The sequence below is a fragment of the Streptomyces sp. McG3 genome, assembly GCF_018619185.1.
In the GTDB taxonomy this organism is placed as follows: domain Bacteria; phylum Actinomycetota; class Actinomycetes; order Streptomycetales; family Streptomycetaceae; genus Streptomyces.
Window position 1 is genome coordinate 1 of the sequence record NZ_JAAXYC010000508.1, and the last position, 3,163, is coordinate 3,163.

Annotated in this window: 5 protein-coding genes; all 5 read right to left on the reverse strand. The window is 73.9% G+C overall.

The window, feature by feature from the left end; all coding sequences use genetic code 11:
* Window positions 1–191 (reverse strand): hypothetical protein (locus HET64_RS37760; RefSeq protein WP_215111746.1); only part of this gene is annotated, 191 nt, incomplete at its 3' end.
* A 22-nt stretch (window positions 192–213) separates the two neighbouring features.
* Window positions 214–672 carry a Pycsar system effector family protein gene (locus HET64_RS37765; RefSeq protein ID WP_215111747.1) on the reverse strand — a complete coding sequence of 153 codons (459 nt, stop codon included), beginning with the start codon at window positions 670–672 and terminating at the stop codon, window positions 214–216.
* Window positions 673–695: 23 nt separating this feature from the next.
* On the reverse strand, window positions 696–1,190 hold the full coding sequence (locus HET64_RS37770) for a hypothetical protein (protein ID WP_215111748.1): 495 nt from the start codon (window positions 1,188–1,190) through the stop codon (window positions 696–698).
* Between the two features lie 90 nt (window positions 1,191–1,280).
* On the reverse strand, window positions 1,281–2,729 hold the full coding sequence (locus HET64_RS37775; RefSeq protein ID WP_215111749.1) for a transfer protein: 1,449 nt from the start codon (window positions 2,727–2,729) through the stop codon (window positions 1,281–1,283).
* Window positions 2,726–3,163, reverse strand: a 438-nt coding sequence (locus HET64_RS37780; RefSeq protein WP_215111750.1) for a hypothetical protein, incomplete at its 5' end; no start/stop codon positions are given. The genes HET64_RS37775 and HET64_RS37780, both read right to left, overlap by 4 nt.

Below are 3,163 nucleotides of genomic sequence, written 5' to 3' on the forward strand. Positions count from 1 at the left end.
GTGTGCGCGGGGGCCGGCGGGCGGGGCGCGGTGCCGTCGGCGTTGGCGGTGCCGATCGAGTACGCGACGAGAAGGGCGAGCGCGGTGAGTCCCCAGCGGCGGGCCCGCGCCCGCAGGGTCACCCCGGCCGGAGCCGGTGCGGCGGGCGCGAGGGTGACGGTCCACAGGGTGGGGTCGGTCGGTAACGACATCTCGGTCTCCGTTCGGCGGCGGTCAGATCAGGGCGGTGAGGAGCGCGGCGGCCAGGGCCACCAGGGCAACGGCGGTGATGTCGCCCGCCAGTCGCAGCCCCCGGTACTTGCGGCGGGCGATCTGGGAGAGCGTGACGATGTGGGCCGCGCGGTCGGTCGGCGCATCGAGGTCGGCGAGCAGCTGCTCGCCGGTGCACAGCGACCAGTAGAGGAAGCTGCCGCGGGGGTTCCCGGTCAGGCGCGGTCGCACGACGACCAGGACGACGAGCATGGCGGCGACCAGGCCGACGGCGCCGGTGCCGACAAGCACGGCGGACAGGCCCGGTAACGGCTTGCCGGGCACGGCGGCCACCAGCGCGGCCAGCGGCAGCGAGAAGGCGGTGAGCAGGACGCCGGACTTGGCGTCGGTCCGGCTGATCTCCGCGAGCACCGTGGCGGTGGCGGCGTCCAGGCGGGCCTCGATGTCGAGTTCCTTGGGCACGAGCGGGGTCCTTCCGGAGCGGGTCAGCGGACGTCGTTGCGGTTCTTGGCGAACAGGCCCTTCGTCGTGCTGGAGACCGTGGTGCTCTCCTGCCGGACCGTGCCGGTGTAGTGGTTGTGGACCTCCGCCGGCGCGGACGCGGCCTTGGCGCGGCCCACGGCCTTGAGGAGCGATCCGGCGGCGAGGACCAGGGCGACGGGCCCGGTGGCGCCGATGGCGAGGGTCACCGGGTCGACCTGCCCGAGCGTGTACAGCACGAGCGAGGTGGCGCCGCCGACGGACAGGGCCGCGACGCTGCCGGAGAGCATCAGGGCGCTGGCGTCCGTGGCGCGCTGGGACATCGGCGTGCGGCCGGGCTGGGCGACCGGCGGGGTCGGCCCGTACGCGGGCGGCGTGGTCTCGTCGCGGTACGAGGTCGGCACCTCGTACGGCGAGGCGCACCACTCGGTGATGAGCTGGCGGGCGCGGGCGTCGGCCTCGTCGGCGCTGAGCGGGGCGGCGGTTCGGTCGTGGTCCACTGGGGCTCCTTCGTCGTGGTGGCACTGCGGGGAAGGGGCCGGGGCCCGGAGGCGGAATCTCCAGGGCCCCGGTGTGGTGCTGGGGGTGTGTCAGCGGGTGATCTCGTACAGGCCGCGCCCGGCGCGGACGACGTCGCCGGAGTCGGCGAGCATCCCGAGCTTGTTGCGGACGGAGCCGACCTTGACGGTGTCGCCGCCGTCGGCGTTGACGAGGAGGGTGATCTCGTCGGGGGTCATCGCGTCCTCGCTGTCGGCCAGGACGACGAGGATGCGGTCGGCCACGAGCTGCGCGCTGCGGCCGCCCTTGGTGGCCTGGGTCTTGGCGGCCTGCTTCTGCTGCTCGTCGCGGACGGCCTCGCAGAGCGCGGTCATCGCGTCGGTGCCCCGGGCCGCGTACGCCTCGCCCGCCCCGTCGACGGAGGTGGCCTCCAGGCGCTCGGGGTCGCCCGGCCCGTACAGGGCGAGGATCTCCGGGTCCAGGCCCGGCATCGGCAGGATGGAGCCGATGCGGAAGTGCCGCATCATGCTCGTCGGGTGCGGTCCGGAGAGCAGGTACGCGGACCCCTGGGTGTCGCAGACGTCATCGTCGTCGTCGGCTCCCTCCGCGAACTGCGAGCGCAGGACGCGGGGCTTGAGGCTCTTGGGGATCGGCACGAGCTGGGTGCCGGCGGGGAGCAGCCCGTCCGCGACGAGCTGGCGCATCATGCTGGAGCTCCAGCGGAGCAGCGTGACCTCGCCCTCCTTGAGCATGGCCCTCAGCGTGTCGGAGCCGCCCAGCTCCTCCAGGTGGCTGGCCTGCGCGTCCAGCTCCTCGCCGACGCCGACCGACCGGCCCGTGCGCCCCAGCTCCTTGACCAGGTAGGTGCCCTCCTCGCGGTACGGGGCGCCCTTCTCCAGGAGGCGGTTGGCCTCGTCGATCCGCACCGACACCAGCGGGTCGGGGTTGCCGATGACGAAGGCGTTGCGCCCCAGCGCGGCGTAGCGGGCCTGGCGCTCCTGGGCGACGGCGACCGCCGCCCGCAGCATGAGGATCACTTCCTCCTGACTGGTGGCGAGCCAGTCGACCTGGCCCCGGGCCTCGGGGGCGGACTGGCCGCCCTTGAGGTCGCCGTACCAGCTGACGATCCCGTTGCGCTTCTCGCACGCCAGGATGTACTGCACCGTCCTGGACTTGCCCGCGCCGGTCGTCCCGAAGGTCAGGGCGCGGACCGCGCTGCCGGTGCGGGGGTCGAACAGGCGACGGCGGGCGGGGCGGCCGTTGTGGTAGCGGCCGACGACGATCCGGCCGTACTTGTCCATCAGCATGTCCTCGTCGCTCGGGGGCGGCATGACCGCGAGCGGGTTGGACGGGTAGATCGTCACCAGGGCGTGGCGGGAGCCGTCGGTCTCCACGGCGATCCGGCCCGGGTCGGTGATCTGGAAGGCGGAAGCGAGCGCCGCCAGGTCGTACTTGATGACCTGGCCCGGCGGGACCTCGACCATCAGTTCCACGATCTGGTCGTCCGGCAGGGCGGGGGCGGCGGCGGGCGTGATGGTCACGGGGTCTCCTTCGTGAGGTCGGGCGTGGTCATGGAGCCGAAGTTGATGGCGGTGATGGTGGCGCCGGGCATGGCCACCGGGGCGATGCGAGTGGCCCACACGGTGTGTGCGTCCAGGGCCTCGTCGGCGGTGCCGATGGTGAGCAGCCGGACCGAGGCACCGCGGCCCGGCACGGGGCCGACGGTGATGACGTCCTCGGGCAGGTCCATGAGGGCGGACAGGCGGCGGACCGAGACCTCGGGGACCGGCTCGCCCGGGGCGATGGAGCGGATGACCGCCCGCATCGCGTCCTCGCCGGTCCGCTCGATGTCCTCCAGGGCCGTGCCGGGTGCGGCACCGCCCTCGATGGCGACCCGCTCCAGCCACCACTGGGCGACGGGGTGGTCGGCCCTCTCCTCGACCACGGCCAGGCCGGGCTGCGGTGCGGGCGGGGC